Source organism: Bradyrhizobium genomosp. III (assembly GCF_000261705.1).
Classification (GTDB): domain Bacteria; phylum Pseudomonadota; class Alphaproteobacteria; order Rhizobiales; family Xanthobacteraceae; genus Bradyrhizobium; species Bradyrhizobium ottawaense.
On the sequence record NZ_AJQF01000213.1, the window covers coordinates 1 to 369 of the forward strand.

Consider the following 369-nt stretch of genomic DNA (forward strand, 5'->3'; position numbering starts at 1 on the left):
TTGTCGCTGACCACCATTTTGGGCTTGCCGCGCTCGATGATCAGCCGATCCAGCTCCCGCGCCACCCGGGAGCCAGACAGCGAGGTGTCGGCCACCAGCGTCAGGCACTCGCGGGTGCAATCATCGACGACGGTGAGGATGCGGAAGCGGCGGCCATCGGTGAGCTGATCCGACACGAAGTCGAGAGACCAGCGGTCGTTTGGCGCCATCGCGACCGTCATCGGCGCTCGGGTCCCGATCGCCCGCTTGCGGCCGCCACGGCGACGCACCGCAAGCCTTTCTTCCCGGTAGAGCCGGAACAGCTTCTTGTGGTTGACCACGTAGCCCTCACGCTTGAGCAGAACATGCAGGCGCCGATAGCCGAAGCGA

1 protein-coding gene is annotated in these 369 nt (G+C 65.6%); it reads right to left on the reverse strand.

What is annotated here, in order from left to right:
• On the reverse strand, positions 1-369 hold a 369-nt coding region (locus tag IC66_RS0118490; RefSeq protein WP_038948605.1), incomplete at both ends, for a DDE-type integrase/transposase/recombinase.